At 61.0% G+C, this 19291-nt stretch carries 16 protein-coding genes; 9 read left to right on the top strand and 7 right to left on the bottom strand.

Translation table 11 applies throughout. From position 1 onward, the window contains the following. Entirely contained in the window at positions 1-462 is a 462-nt protein-coding gene (locus WNY37_RS12955) for a hypothetical protein (RefSeq protein WP_342973807.1), read from the bottom strand. After that, entirely contained in the window at positions 459-2399 is a 1941-nt protein-coding gene (locus WNY37_RS12950; RefSeq protein ID WP_342973806.1) for a methylmalonyl-CoA mutase family protein, read from the bottom strand. The genes WNY37_RS12955 and WNY37_RS12950 overlap by 4 nt, the downstream gene beginning before the upstream one ends. A 195-nt stretch (positions 2400-2594) precedes the next feature. Here WNY37_RS12950 and WNY37_RS12945 point away from each other — a divergent pair, with 195 nt between their 5' ends. Beyond that, positions 2595-2927, top strand: a complete 333-nt coding sequence (locus tag WNY37_RS12945; protein ID WP_342973805.1) for a hypothetical protein — start codon at positions 2595-2597, stop codon at positions 2925-2927. A 237-nt stretch (positions 2928-3164) separates the two neighbouring features. Continuing rightward, entirely contained in the window at positions 3165-3767 is a 603-nt protein-coding gene (locus tag WNY37_RS12940) for a hypothetical protein (RefSeq protein WP_342973804.1), read from the top strand. A gap of 67 nt (positions 3768-3834) precedes the next feature. On the opposite strand, the gene WNY37_RS12935 is transcribed toward WNY37_RS12940, so the two are convergent. Beyond that, positions 3835-4338: a PadR family transcriptional regulator gene (locus WNY37_RS12935; RefSeq protein WP_342973803.1), complete on the bottom strand. Its 504-nt coding sequence runs from the start codon at positions 4336-4338 to the stop codon at positions 3835-3837. Positions 4339-4409: 71 nt separating this feature from the next. Between WNY37_RS12935 and WNY37_RS12930 the strand changes: the two genes are divergently transcribed. Then, on the top strand, positions 4410-5597 hold the full coding sequence (locus WNY37_RS12930; RefSeq protein WP_342973802.1) for a retropepsin-like aspartic protease: 1188 nt from the start codon (positions 4410-4412) through the stop codon (positions 5595-5597). A gap of 15 nt (positions 5598-5612) precedes the next feature. Here WNY37_RS12930 and WNY37_RS12925 read toward each other — a convergent pair whose 3' ends face one another. Then, complete coding sequence (locus WNY37_RS12925; RefSeq protein WP_342973801.1) at positions 5613-6356, bottom strand: pyridoxine 5'-phosphate synthase; 744 nt, start codon at positions 6354-6356, stop codon at positions 5613-5615. A gap of 171 nt (positions 6357-6527) precedes the next feature. Between WNY37_RS12925 and WNY37_RS12920 the strand changes: the two genes are divergently transcribed. The 3 genes from WNY37_RS12920 (at position 6528) to WNY37_RS12910 (ending at position 10360) form a co-directional block, all read left to right on the top strand. Continuing rightward, the gene (locus WNY37_RS12920) at positions 6528-8864 is read left to right on the top strand and encodes a hypothetical protein (RefSeq protein WP_342973800.1); all 2337 of its coding nucleotides are present in this window, start codon (positions 6528-6530) and stop codon (positions 8862-8864) included. Positions 8865-8987: 123 nt separating this feature from the next. Beyond that, complete coding sequence (locus WNY37_RS12915; protein WP_342973799.1) at positions 8988-9551, top strand: carboxymuconolactone decarboxylase family protein; 564 nt, start codon at positions 8988-8990, stop codon at positions 9549-9551. Further along, positions 9548-10360 carry an SDR family NAD(P)-dependent oxidoreductase gene (locus tag WNY37_RS12910; protein ID WP_342973798.1) on the top strand — a complete coding sequence of 271 codons (813 nt, stop codon included), beginning with the start codon at positions 9548-9550 and terminating at the stop codon, positions 10358-10360. Before WNY37_RS12915 ends, WNY37_RS12910 begins: the two co-directional genes overlap by 4 nt. Positions 10361-10417: 57 nt before the next feature. Here WNY37_RS12910 and WNY37_RS12905 read toward each other — a convergent pair whose 3' ends face one another. Next, a complete protein-coding gene (locus WNY37_RS12905; protein ID WP_342973797.1) occupies positions 10418-12451 on the bottom strand; it encodes a TonB-dependent receptor in 2034 nt (677 codons plus the stop codon). A gap of 300 nt (positions 12452-12751) precedes the next feature. On the opposite strand from WNY37_RS12905, the gene WNY37_RS12900 reads away from it, so the two are divergent. Beyond that, positions 12752-14044: an NADH:flavin oxidoreductase/NADH oxidase family protein gene (locus WNY37_RS12900; RefSeq protein ID WP_342973796.1), complete on the top strand. Its 1293-nt coding sequence runs from the start codon at positions 12752-12754 to the stop codon at positions 14042-14044. Here the strand turns inward: WNY37_RS12900 and WNY37_RS12895 are convergent. Further along, positions 14041-15615, bottom strand: a complete 1575-nt coding sequence (locus WNY37_RS12895) for an ABC-F family ATP-binding cassette domain-containing protein (protein ID WP_342973795.1) — start codon at positions 15613-15615, stop codon at positions 14041-14043. The two genes, WNY37_RS12900 and WNY37_RS12895, sit on opposite strands and share 4 nt — an antisense overlap. Before the next feature lie 233 nt (positions 15616-15848). On the opposite strand from WNY37_RS12895, the gene WNY37_RS12890 reads away from it, so the two are divergent. Together WNY37_RS12890 and WNY37_RS12885 are read left to right on the top strand one after the other, a co-directional pair. After that, on the top strand, positions 15849-16571 hold the full coding sequence (locus WNY37_RS12890; RefSeq protein ID WP_342973794.1) for a LuxR C-terminal-related transcriptional regulator: 723 nt from the start codon (positions 15849-15851) through the stop codon (positions 16569-16571). 17 nt (positions 16572-16588) lie between these two features. After that, complete coding sequence (locus WNY37_RS12885; protein WP_342973793.1) at positions 16589-16909, top strand: hypothetical protein; 321 nt, start codon at positions 16589-16591, stop codon at positions 16907-16909. Positions 16910-17074: 165 nt separating this feature from the next. On the opposite strand, the gene WNY37_RS12880 is transcribed toward WNY37_RS12885, so the two are convergent. Continuing rightward, a complete protein-coding gene (locus tag WNY37_RS12880; RefSeq protein ID WP_342973792.1) occupies positions 17075-19249 on the bottom strand; it encodes a hypothetical protein in 2175 nt (724 codons plus the stop codon). Positions 19250-19291 lie beyond the last annotated feature (42 nt).

The raw sequence follows: 19291 nt of genomic DNA, 5'->3' as shown, positions 1-19291 counted from the left end.
TCAGTCCACTTTCGTGCAGGAGGTGAGTTCGTTGTCGGCACTCGTGATGAGCGTGCGATCGTCGACGTGGAGAATTCGGGCTTCGGTAGGTGGGCCGTTGACGAGACCGTCCTTGATCGCCTGGGCCATCTCGTCAGAAGAAACGCCATTGATGAAGCCTTCGGCTCTTGAGAATTTGTAATCGCTTTCGGTGATCAGGTCGCCATCGACAGTGATCGTCGCCACCAGCTTGTAGGAGATGTTGGCGACAACGCCATTGTCCAGGATCATCTCCATTTCGCCATCGCGCCAGGATGCTCCACCGAAACCGTAGAACTGCGTGTGCTGTCCCTCGCCGGTGTTGTCATTGATCTGCACCGAACAATTCCATTTGCCGAAGATGTCCATCAGCGTGAGCGCCGAGGCCGAAGGGCTCAGCGCCAGTGAGGTGATGATCAGGGCGGGAATAGCCGCGCGCTTCATTTTGCGACTCCAATCTCGGCTTGCGCGAGTTCGAGGACATCGACAGCGTCGCAGCCCATGAAGAGGTTGGTGTCGATACCGGCGCCTTCGAATTTGCCGGCCAGGAAGACGCGTTGGGCGCCGGCCTTCTTCAGCGCTTCAGCGGCTTCTACGGCTTCATCCTCATAGCGCTTGTCGGCGCCGCAGATGACGGCAATGCGGCAGCTAGACGCCTTGAAGCCGGCGGCGGTGTCTTCTGGTGTAGCGGGCGGGACAGGCGGCTCCTTTGCCTCGATGCCGCCAGCGGCGAAGAGGTTACGGACAAAGTCGACCCGGGCATTGTGCTCGGCAAGCGGGCCGAGTGTTGCAATGTAGGTGGACGGGCGCGCGCCTTTGGCCGCTTCGTACCCATTGGCGCGGTCGCGCAGGGCTTCAAAGTCGCGGGCGAGGTGGATCGGCTGGAGGGCGGCGGCGGTGGTGGGTGCGCCGTCCTTCTCCGGCAGGTCTTTCAGGAAGCTGCGGAGCCCTTCGCTCGAGACGGATGTTGCCGAGCTCTCAAAATCGACATCGGCGATAGGCGCGTCGTCGGCGTCGAGCAGCGGAAACTCGCTGACGCCGGTGATCGGCACCTTGCGTTTCGCGATGGCCTTGAAGCGGGTATCGCGCATGTCGGCGATGCGGCTTTGGAGCTTGCCATCCATCAGGCTCTGGACGAGGCCGCCTTCAGCTTCAATGGCCTGAAACTCTTTCCAGGCGGCTTCGGCGAGGTCGTCAGCGAGCGTCTCTTCGAACCATGAGCCGCCGGCCGGGTCGGCGACGCGGCCGAGGCGGGACTCTTCCATGGCGATGATCTGCGTATTGCGGGCGGTCCTGCGTCCAAGCTCTTCAGGCGTGCCGAGCGCTTCGTTGAACGCGCGGACGGTGACGATGTCTGCGCCACCAACGGAGGCTGCGAAACCGGCGGCTGTGTTGCGGAGCATATTGGTCCAGGCATCATAGCGCGTCAGCATCCGGGCGGAGCTGACGGCCTGCAGTTTCATCGGTTCGGCATCAAGCTCCATCGCGTCCAGCACGCGCGCCCAGAGGCGGCGGGCGGCGCGGAGCTTTGCGATTTCGAGGCCGTAATTGGCGCCGGTTGCGACGGTGAAGATGGTCTGCGCCGGGACGGCGTTGATGTCGTAGCCGACCTTGTCGAGGCGGCGCATTGTGTCGACAGCATGGGCCATCAGCGCGCCCAGTTCCTGGGCCTCAGACCCACCGGCCTCGTGCACAGTGCGAGCATCGACGCGGAGCGTTGTCGACTTGGGATAGCGAAGACAAAGCAGGCGCGAGAGTTCGGCTGTGCGGACGAAGGCGTCGTCGATTCCGCCCTCAATCTCGCCGGTGCGCATCAGCAGACCGATCGGGTCAATGTTAAAGGCAAATTGAAGCTTGGCGGCCTCCCCGCTTTTCTCGCCCCAGAGCGCGAGCAATCCGGCAATCGATGTGCCGGAGCCTGCGCCGCGATGGTCGAGTGCAATGGTGGCAATGTCTGCGCGAACGCCGTCCAGCGCGGTGGCCAGTGTCGTTGCATCGTGGATGGCAACGCCATTCGCGCCGGTACAATCAACAGCAATCTCAACAGAAGAGACGCCGCGCTCAAGGTCGCGCAGGATCTCGGTATTTGTCTCGGCTGGGTCAGGGTGCGTGAAGGTCTGACGGATATCCCAGGGCAGGAAAGCGTCTGGCTCTGCGGTGTCGCCGCGCAGGTAGGGCGCATCGCCGGGCGCGCCGAGCGGGTCGGTTGAGCTTTGAAAATCGCTTTCGCGATAGAGCGGTCGAACGGCGATACCGTCATCTGTGTGGCGCGTGATGCGCTCGATGCCGCCGCCTTTCAGAGCCTTCTCTACCGCTTCCAGCCACTGGGCTTCCGTGGCGTCTTCAAAACCGGCGCTCAGAGAAAGAAAACTGTCTGCCATCAACCTATCCGTATTTCCTCTTATCTGAAGCGTATAGGGGCGTTCGGGCTGGCAAGGTCAAGGCCTTCTCCAGCGTCAGGGGATGGGGCGAGATGTAGCAGCAAGCGCCAGCGCGGGGAGACAGGGACTTGACGACTCGCAAAAGAGCGTGTGCAAATGAGAAGCATTCGCAACTATGGCAGCAAGGAGATTGGGATGGCATATCTTGGACGGGACGCGCTGAGTGGGGAGAGAAGCCTGTCGGGGCCTGCGCCGTCGGGGGGCATGACACACGCTGCAGACAGCCTCGCGACCGAGCTGCGGCACGATGCGATCTGTAATCGCTACAACAGGCGGGCCGGTGAAGCAGACGGCGCGTCTACCATCGAGCAGATGCAGCTTCTCGACTGGATCGAGAGCCAGTGCAGCGTTACGCGCGTCTGGCTTGATCGTCTGATCGCGGCGGGCGACCCGGATGACATGGTCAGCCTCATCCACCGTCAGGCGGCCTGGCTCGAGCTGGTTCGGGACCGGTTGGAGAATCACTGAATTTCAGGGCGGACGTTTTCGTCGCTATCCCGCAAATCCGGCAGGCCGATTCCGGGCCGATTCCAGGCCGATCCTAGGCCGATTTCAGGCCGATGGTGTGCCGGCCCCGGCGCAGGCCGCCGGTAAACAAGCCAAGCGGCGGATGGACGGCGTGCTTTCCTCGCCGCATCGCCCGCCGCCCTTCATCCTTCGGCCAATCGCTCCGACCGTGGGCCGTTTAGCGTATGATCAAAGGGCATGCAGACGCGCGCCGATATCACAGAGATACCGCCGGGGCGCATCCTGACGCTGCTGGCTTTCTATGCCGCGCTGTCGAGCGGGCTGTCCTTTGCCAAGGCCGCGGCGAAGTCGCGGATCGCTGAGAGCACGGGCAAGCTCTGGGCGCAGCGCTGTGGGCTGCAGCGAGCCGAGCTGGATGCCGAGACCGAGGCGGCGCGGATCGAGCGGCTGATCGGTTGGGCGCTCAGCCTGCAGGAAGTAGGGCGCGTCGATGAGGCGGCCGCCTGCGAGGCTGAGGCACGGCGCGTTGAACGCATGCTGGCGCGGCTGGGTGCCCGGCGCGCCGCTGCGGATGCGCAGGATGATCGAAGCGCGGAGCAGGTGGCGGCCTTTCTCGCGCGTGTGTCGCCGGATCCGTGGACGGCCTGGGACACAGTGACGGTTTACTATGCCGGGCTGAGAGCGCGTGGGGCGGTGCTGGAGCCGGACGGCAAGGTCAGCTGGCCGGGCGATGTGCCGGCGGATGTGAGCGTGCCGGACTGGCTGCCCGAAGCGCCTTGGGCCGTCTTTGATGAGCGCGGTTGGGAGGAGGTAGTTGGGGCGGCGTTGCGGCTGTTATGAGCTCATGGCCGAAGAGGCGCTGGCCAATTTGGACACGCGCGCGCTCCGTGTGGTTAGCGCCTGAACCTCAGTCTTCCGACGTGGCGTCCTTTATCCATTCCATGCGCAAGCGCAGGGCTTCGCCGGCCAGCGCGTTGGAGGTGGCTTTCATGTCGTGGTCGGTCTGAAGCAGTGCCTGCATGTCGGAGAGGCTTTGCTCCATTGCCGCCAGGATGTCGGCCAGGACCTGCTTTCGTTGGCGGGGCGGCAGCGACTTCAGATAATCCACCCTTGTCCGGAAAGGGTCAGCATTGAGCTTGCAGGCCAGATCTGGCGCGGTCGCCCAGTCATGGAGCGCGGCGATGCCTTGCTCAGTGGCTGACAGAGACCGCGTGCCCCGGCGGTCTTCGAGGGCCTTGCTGGCGATGAGCCCGGCCGCCTCGAGCCGCTTGATCGCGGGATAAACGGCGCCTGCGCTGCCGCTCCAGTCTGGCGTCAGGGAGGTCTGGAATGCGCTGCGCACCTGGAAGGCGGTTGAGCGCCCCCGCAGATGGATTTCGAGCATGATCGCGCCTTCCAGTTCGCTCAACACTTGACAGGACTCCAGTGGCTAAATAGCAATTTAGTACTAATCGAACTAAATTCAAAACAGGGTTGTTGCAGATGTCTAGATCAGTCTCTCGCCGGGCAGCAATGGCCCAGATCATGGGTGGCGCGGCGCTGGCGGGGTGTGCGGGCGCGCAGGCGAGCAAACTTGTCGGTGGAGCGGCCGCACAAACCGGCGGGACAAGCGGCGCTGATGTGGCCCCGAAAGGCGATGTTGAAGGGGTGTTCGATCTCTACATCGCGAACCATCGGCCGATGGCGCTTATGTCATCCGGCGGCGGTGTACCGGTTCCGGTCTTGTTCGACACCGGCTCAAACGGGAACATGATCAACAAGCAGATTTTCGACCAGTTCGGCCTGTCCAGATTGCCCAATCACAAGTCCTTCATCACCGATGCGGAGGGCCACACGATCGAGACTTATGCGGCCAGGGTGCCGGATATGCAGCTCGGCTCCATCAGGCTGCCCGAGCCGGTCATGGATGTTACCGACTATCGGGACGGCGACGAGTGCGGGATTATCGGGCCGGCCCTTTTTGAGGGCAGCCTGGTCTTCATGAATATGCCAAAGCAGAGCGTTTATGTGCGCCGGGGCACGGCTGAGCCGATGCCTGTCCCGAATGCCATGCCTTATTCTGGCAAGCCGGGAGACGGTCTGCCGGTCATGTCGATTTCGGTCGAGGGCGTAAGCGGTGAAATGAGCGCGATAATCGACACGGGAAAGGACGGTGCGCTCCAGTTCCCGGAAGAGATGATCGACTCGCTGCCGCTGGTTGCGCCGCCACGGCAGGTCGGAACCGCCACGACCGTCTTCAAGACCGTGCCCGTCTACGGCGCCACGATCGATGGCGATGTGAAGATTGGCTCCAGAACGCTGCACCGGCCAGATGTGATTTTTCATGGCGACCGCCCGAAAGTCGGTATGCCTGTGCTGGAGAGCCAGAGGTTCTGGCTGGAGCCGCATCGTCAGCGCGCCTGGGTGGCAAGCGAGCGTGCCTTGCCGGAAGAGATGGCGGTCAGCCTTGCTGGCGAATTTGGCGAACGCCGCATCACCGCTGACGAGAACGGACTTTCCTATCAGCGTGAAGGGGCGGAGCGTAAGCGCCTCAAATATCTCGGGGTCGATCAGTTCCTGTTTGAAGATGGCACCGATCTGATTTTCCGGCGCGATCCTTCCGGGGCAATATCGGGCTACACGCTCTTAGGGTCTGACGGCCGGCCGACGGAAGTCATGAAAACGAGCTGAGGCGGCAGCGACCGCCTAGGCATCCTGTCCGCAGGCGCGGCGGAAGCGGCGCACCGTTTCGGCCATGCCATAGGTCAGCGCGTCGGCGGTGAGGCCGTGGCCGATGGAGACTTCGGCAAGCTTCGGGATGCGCGCGACAAGGGCGGGCAAATTGGCGACGGTGAGGTCATGACCGGCATTCACGCCAAGGCCGAGCGCGTGGGCGGCATCGGCTGTCTCGCCGAGGCGTTCGACTTCGCGCGCGGCGGCACCGTCATCGCCCCAGGTGGCACCATAGGGGCCGGTGTAAAGCTCGATCCGGTCTGTGCCGGTCGCGTGCGCGGCGTCGATGCCGATGGGAGTGGGATCTGCGAAGAGCGAGACGCGGGCGCCCGATTGCTTGAGGCGCGCGACGATGCTGGCGAGGCGGTCCTTCTGGGCCACAAAGTCCCAGCCATGGTCGGAGGTCGCCTGGCCGGGATCATCGGGGACGAGGGTGACCTGATGCGGGGCGATCTCTTCGACGAGGGTGAGGAAGTCACCGGTCGGATAGCCTTCAATGTTGAACTCGCGGTCCGGGAATTCGCTGGCGATGAGGGCTTTCAGCTCTGGCAGGTCGGAGCGGCGCGTGTGGCGCTCGTCGGGGCGCGGATGGACCGTGAGCCCGGACGCGCCGGCCTCGAGCGCGATGCGGCCGAGGCCCGTGACGCTCGGCCAGGGCAGGTCGCGGCGATTGCGGAGCAGGGCAACGGCGTTGAGATTGACGGAAAGGTCGGTCATTGGCGGGCGATATCCATACGCAAACGTGTCGCCGAGCATGTAGGCCTTCTCAGCCCGGAACGCCAGAAGCCGATGAAAGTCAGGCGGCCTGGACGCGCGCCGGTCACCGCCCTCCGATTTTACTTTTCAACCTCAGGCGGCAGCAGTAAGGTCGTTACGTGGGCGTAATGAGTGGGTTGGGACGTGCGAGAAGTAAAGACGAAAGGCGGCGAAGGCGCGGCGCGGTTCTTCGATCCTGCGACGCTGACCAATTTTGCCTGTTTTTCAGCCCTGTTCGCATTCATCTGCGGCATGATCCTTGGCACCGATGGGGTGCAGCCAGTGCTCGCGGCCTGTCTGGCGGGCGCGATCATAGTGTTCTGGACACTGTTCCAGATGCTGCGGCTCCAGGCAGTCTGGATGCGCTACCGGGTGGCGCTGTCTACGCCGCCGCGTGAGCGCACCGAGAATCAGCACAGACGGATCGAGCACGGATTTATCGAGTTCTTTGCGTATCTTGCGATCAGTCTGGGCGCATTAGCGCTATGCGCTTATTTCGCATCTGAGCAGAAGCCGATTGGGGGGCTTACTCTCAGTGTTGTTGGAGACGAAGCTGAGGCCCATCAATTGGCCGGTTTCGTTGTGGCTTTTTTTGTGTCGTTTGCTCCGTTGGTCTCTGGTTTTGTGAGATTCACCTTCGAAGAGGCGGAGAGAACTAAGCGGCAAATATTTTATAGCGATGTAGTTAGCGACCTCAGTTTCTGGACGACCGCAGTCGTCGTGTCTGGTCTAGTCGTTCTGGCTTGGGCTGCTGCTGGTGACATGTTCACCATGGAGGAGGACTTTGGTGTGTTCATCACCGGGCTGGTCCTTTCGGTCTTTTTCGCAATTATTTTGACGCCTCACGTCATGAGATTTTTGAACAATCGCCACGAACAGATCGTTATCGCGGCTCCCGCTTCAAACGGCCTAAGTCTCTTGCACCCCGGGCGAATTGTTAGTCAAATTGACTCCGTTCTTGTCAGGTTCGTGGCGCCGCTGTCCGGAGCGACCCAGTGTGGCCCATTTGTACCCCACCTCTTGGTGATTGTCGTAGTTCTGCCGTTGAGCGCTTTGGGCTACGTTCTGGCAGCGCCGTGGGGACTGGTGCCAATTGTAACTGCAATGTTGATCGCGCTAGCTTTAGGTCGGCGTTGGGCTTGGGTCGAAGAGGATCGCGAAACCGCTTCTCGCCTGCGAACGACTCAAGGAAAAGAAATTAAGATTGGTTTTGATAACGACCTCAAAGATGAAGCACTACTCGGCTACGCCTCGCTCTTTATTCTCGTGCCGCTAGCGCTGCACCAGCTCCAAGGCTGGACCAATTCCTTCGTCTACGACCCACAATTTTCGAGCAATAATGCCTTCTTTGACTGGCTCCGATTCTTCGGCGCCGAACTCGCCAAGGCCGTTCCGTTCGTTGACTGGTGGGAAATCTACAATGTCGATATCGAGACTCCCTACAATGCGACGCTCAGCGACGACCCGATTGCCAAACATCTAACTTTTGCCGCCCGCGCCATGGTGGACCTTGTCATTATGGCAGCGCTGTTTCAGGCGATCAGTCTTTGGCAAAGGTCTCGTACCCACAACAGGCTCTACGATAGTGGACAGTTGGATACATTTGATCCCTTCACAGAAGTGAATTTCTTCGAGAGGGGAATGATATGGGATCCGCTCAATCGCAAGTTCCGGCCCAAGGACGAATTCGAGAAGCGTGTCAATCTTCATGTTAATCGCCGACGCGAACTTAACCTGTCAGCTACACCGTACAGCCAAAAACGTCTGAGCGAATTGATGACCTCGCCAATACGGGATGTGAACGAAGGCGCGAATTGGATGATTAACGAGTTTGGCGTATTGGCCGGCACGCCTGCTCAGCAGCTTGCACAGCTGCGACGAAGACTTCGGTCAGTTAAATTTTTGAATGCTTTACAAAGAGATAGCGAATCCGACCGCTTTTATGTTCGCGAACAGAAAAGTGAACTTGAGCGAGTATTGCTTGAACTAGAGCGAAGGCCCGATTTGGTCACAGACGTTCAAGTCGGCGATCTGGTCAATATTCTCATTGCTGTCCGTGATCTACCGGACTTCACCTCCGCTGAGGTCACAGCAGTAAAGCTATTCGAGCGGCAGCTTACGCGTCGCTCATTATTGGCGTTGTACAATCTTGTAATGGAAGAAGAGCATCGAACATCGGTTGCCGGGTCTGATCTTCAGGCTGCTATTGAATACGAGTTTGGTTCCAACAGTTATCTCTACACCGGCCTCGCTCCTATGCGTTCTAAAATTTATTCCGCGATAGAGACGCATGGCCTTTCAATAAAACGAGAGTCCGATCGAATGGAAATTGTGAAGTTTCTCGACTGGATGGGGCGCAAAAAGCCTGAGCCTTACGGAATTGAAGGCGATCGAGCAAAGCTCTCTCGCGAACGCGCGTCCTCGGCCGCCACGCTCATATCGTCAGGTCTTCGCATCCTTGCAGAGTGACTCGGCACGCAACTCACGTAAAGTCGCCTAAATTCTGTCTTGCTCCCGGTCCCACTCCGTCCTTTAGTGTAGTGGACTAGCGCTCCGTTAGAGGGTGTTGGCGACTAGGGAAGGACATTGTGAATGAGACTATCGACGCCGCGAATCCCGCCGCTCTCCGATGAGGAAATGGGTGAGGAGCAGACGCAGCTTCTGGGGGAGCGGTTCAAGACGGGGAAGGTGTTCAACATCTTCCGTACGCTGTCGCGCTCGCCCAAGGCGTATAAGCGTTTCATGCTGTGGGGCGGCTATATCCTGTCGGATGCGAATGACCTGCCGGAACGCGAGCGTGAGCTTGTCATCCTGCGCGTGGGGTTCAACTGGAAATCCGGCTATGAATGGGCCCAGCATGAGCGGATCGGCCTGCGCTCCGGCCTCTCCAAAACCGAGATTGCGCGCGTCAAGCTGGGCCCAAAAGCCGATGACTGGAGCCCTGAAGACACTGCGCTGCTGCAGGCGACGGACGAGCTGACGACCGATGCCTTCATCACCGATGAGACCTGGGCGCGGCTGGCTTTCCTGTCGGAGAAGCAGAAAATGGATCTCGTCATGACCGTTGGTCAGTATACGCAGGTTTGCATGATGCTGAACTCTTTCGGGGTCCAGCTGGATGATGATCTGACGCTCGATCCGGACCTGAAAAAGTGAGCGATATCGATGTGTCCGGGCGGCTGGCGGGCAAGGTCGCGGTCGTGACCGGAGCCGGTCAGACGCCGGGGCCGACGGTCGGCAATGGCAAGGCGATGGCGATGCTCTTTGCGCGGGCCGGGGCGCGCGTCCTGTGCGTCGACTGGAGCTCGGATCGGGCCCAGGCGACGGTCTCGGCCATTCGCGAGGAAGGCGGCGAGGCCTATGCCCGGGTCGCCGATGTGTCTGACCCGGATGGCGCGAGCATAATTGCACTCACGGCGCTCGAATCCTTTGGGCGGATCGATGTACTGGTGAACAATGTCGGCATTGGCGGCACGGGCGACGGACCGGCCAAATACCTCACCGAACACGCCTTCGACCGTATACTGAGTGTGAACTTCAAGGCCGCCTGGCTGGTCATAAAGGCCTGCTTGCCGATGATGGAAGACAGGGGTGGCTCGATCATCAACATCTCGTCGCTCGCCTCCATCGCGGGATCGCAGATGCTGGCCTATGAGACAAGCAAGGCCGCGATGAACCGGATGACGCAATCGGTGGCGCTGTCGGGCGCGAAGAAGGGCGTGCGCTGCAATGCGATCCTGCCGGGCCTGATGGATACGCCGATGGCGATTGTGGGCATGTCGCAGCGGCGCGGCATCAGCCATGATGCGCTGCGCGAAGAACGCGCCGCCCGCGTGCCGATGGGCCATATGGGCACCGGCTGGGATACCGCGCACGCCGCGCTGTTTCTGGCCAGCGATGAAGCGAAATTCATCACCGGCGTGCTGCTCCCCGTCGATGGCGGGCAGGGCGCGCGGGTGGGTTAAGGGCCGGTCCGGTCCGTTCAATAGCTCGACCTGGCCCCTTTCCTCCGGATGCTTCGACTAGAACCGGTAGCGGATGCTGGCGCGGATCTGGCGGGGTTCGACGGGTTTGAAGTGGATGTCCTCGACTGGGGAGGCTTCGCCCCGTAGCTGCGACTCGAAGAAGTAGGTGATGTCGCTGTCTTCGGCGTCGAACGCGTTCAGCACTTCAAGCCCGAAGGTGATCTGCTGCCAGTCATAGGTGGCACCGAGATTTACGATGGTGGTCGGGTCGGAATAGGCTGAGCCGTCTTCGATGAGGGGCGACTCGCCGAAATGGCGCAGACGCGCGCTGAGTGTCAGCGGATCAAAGCGGAAGAGGGCGCCGCCGGAGAGGACGGTCTCGATCGAGTTTGGAATCTTGTCGTCGCTGCCTGGAATGTCGAACCGGCCATCGGTGACGGAGACGGCAAGGTCGCCGACAAACCAGTCATTCGGCCGCCAGAAAGCGGTCGCTTCGACACCGTTGCGCACGGTCGCATCATTCACTTCGGTCGTGCCGGCATCGCCAACGAAGACGAGTTCGGAATCGAGTTCCAGATGGAAGAGCGCGATTGTGGTCTTCAGGTCGCCGGTTTCAAACCGGGCCCCGAGCTCGGCGCCCTTGGCTTTCGAGAAGAGCGGTACTGTATCGGCCGGGCCACCGGTGGCCGGGTCGATCTGGATTGTGGCGCCGCGGACGTCATTGGAGTGAAAACCTTCGCCGTAATTGGCGTAGAGCTCGATATTGTCATTGGCGCGCCAGGCGAGCGCCGCGCTTGGTGACAGGAGTGTGTCGTCAGCCTCGCCGCTATTGATCGGCAGGGACAGGGCCGTCACGTCGGCGTCCAGATAGTCGCCGCGAAGACCGACAGTGCCGCGCAGGGATGGGGTGAACTGGTAGTCGGCCTGACCCCAGATGCCGACGCTGAATTCTTCGACGCTGTCGAGGCGGACCGTGTTGATTGGCTGCCGCTCGACCGTGTTGAACAGGCCGACTTCCTTGATGTCGTCAAAGCGGGTTTCGGCGCCGAGGGTCAGGTCGAGATTTTCGCTGGCCGGTATGGTGTGGGTGAGGCGGCCGCCATAATAGGTGCGATCATCGGTTTGCTTGATCTGGTCGCCATTCACCGGGTCTTCGAGGAAGTAGGTGAAGTTGCTCCAGAGGGAGAAGTCGTAGGAGACTGCGTAAGCCGACGCGGTCGTTGTGGCGCCGCTGGCATGGTCATATTCGACCTCAGAGGACAGGCTGTAGCGGCTGGTGCTGCCGCCAAGACTGTCATCGATGGAGCCGAAGCGGTCAATCAGGCCGCTCTGGACAGCGCGGAGCGGGATCTGATCTGAGGAGTCCCAGGCATTGTCATAGCCGGTCAGGGAGACTTCATAATGAAGGTCGCCTTTCTGGCCTGAGATCTTGGCCAGACCGCTCAGTTTTTCGAGGTTCTGGGGGACGTCCCATGGGCCGTCATAGGTCTGGTATTCACCGGCGAGCAGAAGGTTTGTCGTCGCGGAGAGGGCCGTGCTGTAGCCGCCGACGAGGCGATAATACTCATTCTCGCCGATCTTCGCTTCGATGAAGTTTTCATCCAGCGTGTCATAGGTCGTGTAGCGGGCTGAGGCGGCGACGGAGAAGTCGCCATTCGATGGAAAGTAAGGGCCCTTGCGATAATCGACGCGCTCGATGACTTCCGGAATGAAGGAGTTGAGGTCGAGATAGCCCTGGCCGTGGCCATGGGTGCGCATATTGATCGGTACGCCGTCGACGGAAATGGCAAAATCCGAACCGTGGTCGAGGTTGAAGCCGCGCAGGAAATACTGGTTGGCTTTGCCTTCGCCCGAATGCTGGGTTGCGACGATGCCTGGGATGACCTCGACAAGTTCGCCGGCGCGGGAGATTGGCCGGTCTTCAAAGTCGGCATAGCCCACCACGCCCTCGGAAGCGGCACCGGCTTCGCCGATCAGTTCAAGGCCGCGTCCGTGGACGGTGACGGAGTCGAGACGATTATTGTTGGGATCGTCCTGTGCTGTAGCAGGTAATGCAGTTAGAGCCGCTGCGACGACGTATATCATGCGCATGAATTTCTTCCCTTTGTGATCTCTGAAATGGGACTTTGGCCCACTTAAGTATAGCTGAGTATCGCAATCGAGTTGCGAGTCAATCGCAATAAGCCGATTTATTTTGAGGTCTTCGCTGTTGATCACATCGGGCAGGGCCGATTTGTCGGAGCCATTGACGTTTATCTGAGCATCTGAGTTGATAAGGCGAAGGTCAGCGTACCGACCCGCGAATTACTGGATGAATGAAGGAAGCGGAATGGGACTGTCGCCTGCGAAAATCATCGCCGCCCTGATCGTCATGCCAGGCATGTCCAGCGCATGACCGGCATTCTTGAAAATCCGCTTGAGCTGCCATGCGGGCAGGTTCTGCCGAACCGGCTCTGCAAGGCGGCGATGACGGAGCAGATTGCCGGGCCGAGGAATGAGGCGAATGAAGGTCATGCGGTGCTCTATCGCGCCTGGGCGGACAGCGGTTGTGGCCTGCTGATCACGGGCAATGTGCAGGTCGATCCGGCCTGCCTGGAAGCGCCGGGCAATATCGTGATTTGCGGCGAGCAGCGACCTGAGCATCTAGAGGCGCTGAAAACCTATAGCGCGGCGGCAAAGGCCGAAGGCGCGAAGATCTGGATGCAGATCAGCCATGCCGGACGCCAGACCCCGAAGATTGTAAATCCTGAGCCGCTATCGGCCTCGGATGTCCAGCTCGCACTGCCGGGCGGCCAGTTCGGCAAGCCCCGAGCGATGACGTGCGACGAAATCCGTCAGACCATTGAAGCGTTCGCTCACTGCGCCAAAGTGGCAAAGGAGACGGGCTTTGACGGCGTGCAGGTACACGGCGCGCATGGCTACCTGATTAGCCAGTTTCTCTCGCCACGGTCCAATTTGCGAACGGATGAATGGGGCGGGCCGCTGGAGAACCGCGCACGGCTGCTGCTTGAGACCGTTAATGCCGTTCGGGCGGCCGTCGGCCGGGATTTCGGTGTCGGCGTGAAGCTCAATTCGGCAGACTTCCAGAAGGGCGGTTTCAGCTTCGAGGAGTGTATCCAGGTGGTCGAATGGCTGAATGACACGTCGATCGACCTGCTGGAAATTTCCGGCGGCAATTATGAGCAGCCCAAGCTGCTCGGCATTGATGGTTTGCAGGCGCCGGAAGAGCAGGCGGTGCGAGAAAGCTCAAAGGCGCGGGAGGCGTACTTTGTCGACTATGCCGCCATGGTGCGTGAGCGCGCGAAGATGCCGATCATGGCGACGGGCGGCTTCAGGACGCTGGCGGCGATGGAGGAGACCGTGTCGGCTGGCATGGCGGACATGATCGGGATCGGCGCGCCCCTCTGCTCTGATCCACACGGGGTGAAAAAGCTGCTGGCGGGGGAGGCGGGCAGGCTGGAGAATTACGCCAAGACGATGCGGCTCGGCCCCGGTTTTCTGGGGCCGAACAGCAAGATCGGCATGGTGAAAATGATCAACGCGCTCGGCCAGATGGCGTGGAATTATATCGCCATCGAAGCGATGTCCGAGGGACGCGAGCCGCCGCGCGACATTGGGCTGCTCAGCGCGTACATGCGCCATGCAGGCAAGCAAAAGCGGCAGGCCAGGGCGCTCATTCGCTAGAGCGCGATCATCCGCTCGGCGCCAATCGCTTTCAGGAACGCCTCGTCATGGCTGATCACGATGATGGCGCCGTCCCAGTCTCTGAGGGCGGCCTCCAGAAGCTCGACGCTTTCAATGTCGAGATGGTTGGTCGGCTCATCAAGCATGAGAAGCTCGGGCGGTTCAGCGCCGGCAAAGGCAACGGCGAGGCCGGCCCGCAGGCGCTCTCCACCTGAGAGGGTTCCGGCTTTCTGGAGTGCGGCGTCTCCGCGAAACGCAAACCGGGCGAGGCGGGCTCTCAGCTCATTCTCATTGAGCTCTGGCAGGAGGGTTCGGACGTTCTCAAGCAGCGTCTCTCCGGCGTTGAAGGCGGAGACGTGCTGGTCGAGGACGGCGGTGCGTTGCGAGTGGCGGGTTATGGCGCCGGATGAGGGGTTGATCCGTCCACGGATGAGATTGAGCAGCGTCGTCTTGCCGGAGCCATTGGGGCCTTTGATGGCGATGCGTTCAGGCCCGCGCAGCTCAAACGAAAGCGGCCCGAAGAGCTGGCGGCCTTCAAATGACATGCAGACGTCGCGAAGCGTCAGCAGCTGGCGGCTGGAGGGGAGGTCAGACGCGGGCAGATCAATCGAGAGCGGCGTGACGATTTCCAGCTGGGAATCAGCGGTGGCGAGCGCGTCGGCGGCTTCACCGAGCTGGCGATGGGCGATATCATTGCCGCGTCCTGCCGTCTGTTCGGCGCGGTCCTGACGTTTGTCGAGCAACATTTTTGGCTGGTCGCCGCGAGAGCGAACCGCGCGGCCACGAGAATCCGATCGCTCCTGCTTTTCGCGCGATTGCTGGATTTTCCGCTCGGTCGCCTTGAACGTATTCGCTGCACGTTCGGCTTCAGCCTGGGCGCGGGCGCGGGCGGCCTCACGCGCTTCGGCAAACTCTGTCCATCCCCCGCCGAAGATGGTGCAGCCGACCGGGGAGAGCTCGACGATACGATCGGCGTTTTCCAGGAGGGCGCGATCATGGCTGGCGATGAGGAGCCCGCCGGTCCAGGTGTCGACAAGCTGGTTGATCGCTGCGCGTCCGGCCGCGTCGAGATTGTTCGTTGGCTCATCGAGGAGAAGCAGGTCCGCCTCTTCGAGCAGAAGTCCGGCAATCGCTAGCCGCGTGCGTTCGCCGCCGCTCAGCGAGGCGATCAGGCGGTTCTTGTCGAGACCGGCGAGCCCCATATCGGCCAGCGCTTTTTCGAGGCGGGATTCCAGCGCCCAGTCGGCGGAATTGAAATCGTCAGGCGTGCCATCGCCCGCTGTGATGCGGTCAATGCGGGCAAGGTCTTCGGCGACGCCAATGGTTTCGGCGACGGTCAATGTTTCATCGAAGAACTGACGAAGGCGAGCGACCTTTCCGTTCAGGTGCATGGAGCCGCGCAAAGGCGACGCATTGTCTTCGATCGTCTTCAGCAGGGTCGACTTGCCGGACCCGTTGCGACCGACGAGGCCGACGCATTCGCGGCCAATCGAGACGGTCAGATTGTCAAAGAGAACCCGGCCTTCAGGCGTGGCAAGGGCGAGATTTTCGAGTGTGAGACAGGCAGTCATGGAGGACCTCGGAAACGGGATGAAACGTCAGCGCGAATGATGTGCGTGCGAGATCCATCGGTCTCTCCTTTCCGGGGCCTGGTGGGAGGCTTAGCTAAGGTGGTGCCATCCGGAATGCAAGCCGACACCCGAATGCCCCGGCCATACGTATATATTGGTGATATGAACCGCGATTTCTGTTATTGCGCTTGTCGGGTGCAAGGATACGGATCGCCCATTGGAGCTCGAAACCGATGCTTGAAGCCATCGACCTCTCTGAATACCTCGACCGGGTTGCCACGTGTGACAGTCGGCCGGAGCTCGACGACCTCCTGATATCGGCGTTCGAGCGCATCGGGGCGGCAGCCATTTCCGGCTATGAGTTTCCTTATGGAGGCAGCGTCTCGACCAAGGCGCTCCCGATCATCAGTACCTGGCCCGAGGAAATCCAGCAGATGTACCGCGGAGAGATGGCGGGCAATGACCCGATCATGTATGCCGCAATGACCATGGGAACGCCTGTCCACTTTCTCGACATCGAGCAGTCGCTGGCGATCTCGACCAAGACCGGGCAGGTGCTCGATGCCATGCGGTCCTTCGGTTTCAATGATGGCGTCACCACGCCGGTTTTTGCCAAGCCCGGTGCCTTTGCCTATTTCGTCGCCGCCTTCAAAGACGAACGGCCGGACATCACCCTTGCTGATATGCGGCGGATAAAGTTCCTGTTTTCAGAGTATTACTATCGGTATCGCGAGCTGGTCCGTGTGCGCGCGACGACATTGTCGCAACGCGAAAGGCAGGTCCTGGTCGCCATTGTGAACGACAAGTCGAATGCTGAAATTGCGGCGTTGCTCGGCGTATCCGAGAATACCGTTGGCACCTATGTGCGCCGGTGTTTCGAGAAGCTGGACGTGAACAGCCGCACCCAGGCGGTGCTGCGCTATCTCGGCGGCGGCGCGCTGGATCTGGCGGGCTAGGCCGGGAGGGGCAGGGGATGTTGTTGCGACGGCTGAGCCAGCATGTGAGGGCGCAGAACTTTATCGAACTCATACCACTGGAGGAACGCCTGCAGGACAATCCGCTGGTGCGCATCGGGCCGCCAAAAACCATGCCGATCACCTATTTTGGTCAGGACTTTTCGCGTACCAACCGGCGTCTTGAACTGGCTGTGCCGATCTCGGTTGCGTGTAAGGACAATGCGCTGATCAAGGACCTTTATACCTGGGAACGTTGGCAGGCCGCGCGGCCGGCCGTTGGGCGGATCCTTGCCGAGAGATACGAGGCCGACCTCGACTGGCTGGCGACGCGCAACTGAGCTGAGGCGGCGTCTCCACGTCACGGCTGGCCTGCGCGAACAGGGTCAGGCGAGCATCCAATCGAAGAACGGTTTGAGGCGCTTGAACTGCGCGAGACAGTTGGCCGGGCCGTCGTTGCCATAGGCGGTTGGCGCAGGCCTCGTCATAGGACCTGACTGGGCCTGTTATTTGTCTGGCCAGCCTTCGGGCGGGGCCCAGCCAGCGGCTTTGAGCTTCGCCTCCACGCCGTCGAGGTTTTCTCGGGCTATGGCTTCGTTGGCGGGGGGGCTTTCTGGGGTACATTCTTCGAGGGCGGCGAGATAGTGGTTTCGTGCCTCGGCCCATTGCTTTACCGACTGATCGCGGTCGCCGAGTGTTTCCATCGCACCTCCGAGATTGTTCCGCGTCATGGCCCAGTCGAGCGGGATGCGCTCTCTTGTGCGTTCTGTCAGAGCCTCGCGATAGGCTGTGATGGCGCCTTTCAGGGCCTTGTCGTCGCCGCGCTCTCCGATGGTCTGGAGCGCATTGCCGAGATTGTACTGCGTCATGGCCCAGTCGAGCGGGACGCGGTCTCTTGTGCGTTCGGTTAGAGCTTCGCGAAAGGCGGCAACGGCGTCGTTGAGGGCCGTGTCATCGCGGTGAGCTCCGAGGATGGCGAGCGCATTGCCGAGATTGTTCTGCGTTGCGGCCCAGTCGAGCGGAACGCTTTCTCTTGTCAATACCGTCATGGCTGCGCGATAGGCAGTGATGGCGTCGTTCAGGGCCTTGTCATCGCCGCGTCCTCCAAGGGTTTTGAGCACAGCGCCGAGATTGTTCTGCGCCATGGCCCATTGGAGCGGGACGCGGTCTCTTTTGTATTCCTTCAGGGCCTCGCGACAGGCGGCGACGGCGTCGTTGAGGGCCGCGTCATCGCCGCGTACTCCGAGGGTGGCGAGCGCGCTACCGAGACTGGTCTGCGTTGCGGCCCAATCGAGCGGGACGCGATCTCTTGTGCGTTCGGTCAGGGCCTCGCGATAGGCGGTGACGGCGTCGTTCAGGGCGTTGTCATCGCCGCGCGCTCCGAGGGTCAGAAGCGCATTGCCGAGATTGTTCTGCGTCATGGCCCAGTCGAGCGGGATGCGGTCTCTCGTGCGTTCGGTCAGAGCCTTGCGATAGGCGGAGACGGCGCGGTCGAGATTGTTCCGTTCGGGATCGAGAATGCCGCGCTGGTATGCGGCGGTTCCCTCATTATACTTCAGTCGAGCCCAATCTTCGGCATCGAAGGGCTGAATGAGGCGAGCAGCGCGGGCAAAGTGATCGGCGGCTTTGATGTAGCGGCCCTCAGACATAGCGAGATCGCCGCGCCGGCCTTCATTATCAGCCGCGCGGCGCAGGCGCTGTTCGCCAGCTTCCTCGTCACGCTGGACGGCTTCGGCGAGATATTTGTCAGCGGCTCCGATATCGCCCCGGTCGATGGCTTCGCGGGCAAGGTCCATTAGCGCTGCGATTTCCGGCTCGTCATTGGTGAGCCGGGCGAGTTCTTCTTCGAGTTCGGTAAGCCGCGTCGCACCTTCGACCAATTTCGTGCCCCATAGCTCGGTCGGAATCTCCTGTTTGAGAAAGCTTCGCGTAATCGTCTCGATCTGTTTCTCATTGAGGCCGATCTCTTCGGCGCGTTTGAGCGACAAGGAGCCGACGACAGCGAGAAGCTGGTCGAGTTTGACGTCCATTGTGGCGGTGCGCTCGTCCACCCTGGTCAGCGTCTCGAAATTCCGTTCCTCCAGCTCCTTCAGCGCGAGCTGCATGTCGTAAATGTCCCCGACCTTCTCTGCGATGGCGAGGAGGAGGCGGGGTTGGAATTTGCGGAAATAGTCTTCGTTCTCGATTGCGCCCATGAATGCAGCGCGGATGACATTGTCGGCGAGCTTTTTGGCGAGAGCGGAGCCGTTTTCGCCGAAATTTGACGGGTCGGTTCTGGCCAGCTGTTCCAGCACCTCTTCGGTCGCCTTGTCGGGAAACTTGCCGGCGCCTTTCGTCGTCGCGTCCGCCAATGTGGCGTAATCCATGCTGCACCGTGGGAGCGCCGTTTTCAGGGCTTCTTCGGCAATGTGGAGCTCTTTCTGGAAGTCATGTTTGCCGAAGTCTGGCAGGTCGTTGCGCCACTCATCGGCTATCCTGGCCGTTATTTTCTTGAGCGCCTTATCGCTATCGAGCTGGCTTGCATCCTTGTTCTTCCTGCGCTCTGCGTGGAAGAGCGCGACGAGAGCTGTCGCGCCGACGGCGGCTGTGACGCCAGCGGCTACGGGCGGAAAGGCGATCGCCGCCGCGCCAAAGCAGAACTGGCCCGCATAGTTCACAAGCGTGTCGTTGATCTTGACCAAGCTTCCGCCTCCTCACCATCGACCCTACGACAGGTTGAGCCG

Source organism: Henriciella sp. AS95 (assembly GCF_038900055.1).
In the GTDB taxonomy this organism is placed as follows: domain Bacteria; phylum Pseudomonadota; class Alphaproteobacteria; order Caulobacterales; family Hyphomonadaceae; genus Henriciella.
The sequence above is the reverse complement of the archived record's forward strand: the minus strand, read 5'-3'. Positions and strand labels throughout refer to the sequence as shown.